Source organism: Bacillus sp. CD3-5 (genome assembly GCF_006349665.1).
Lineage (GTDB): Bacteria > Bacillota > Bacilli > Bacillales > Bacillaceae_G > Bacillus_A > Bacillus_A paranthracis.
Genome location: NZ_VEPX01000050.1, coordinates 1 through 517 on the forward strand (window position 1 = coordinate 1; position 517 = coordinate 517).

At 36.2% G+C, this 517-nt stretch carries 1 protein-coding gene; it reads left to right on the forward strand.

The genetic code is table 11. The features are described 5' to 3' along the window. The coding region (locus tag FH036_RS26940) for a transposase (RefSeq protein ID WP_139896433.1) at positions 1–517 on the forward strand (517 nt) is incomplete at both ends.

A 517-nucleotide genomic window follows, 5' to 3' on the forward strand; every position in this document is an offset into this window, starting at 1 on the left:
GCGACCTTTATGCGGATGAAAGAAGACCATATGAAAAACGGTCAGCTTAAACCAGGATACAATCTACAAGTTGGAACGGAGGATCAATTTATTACAGGGTTTAGTATTCATCAAAAAGCGGGAGATACAACTTGTTTCATTCCTCATTTTGAAATGTTTGAGAAGTACAATCGTGTAAAACCTAAAAATGTGGTTGCTGATTCTGGTTATGGAAGCGAAGAAAACTATGCATTCTGCGAAGAGAAAAATATGAAAGCATATGTGAAATACAATACGTTTGAAAAAGAACAAACGAAAGCTTGGACGAAACAAATCGGTCGCGTAGAAAATATGTCTTATGATGAAGAGCTGGATGAATGGATTTGCGCCAATGAAAAACGCCTTATTTTTTCACATGAAAGCAAACAACAAACAAGCAATGGTTATACTTCTATCAAAAGAACGTATCGTTGTACAGAATGTTTGGGCTGTCCATTTCAAGAAACATGTGCCAAAGGAAAAGAAACCAAATCTATCA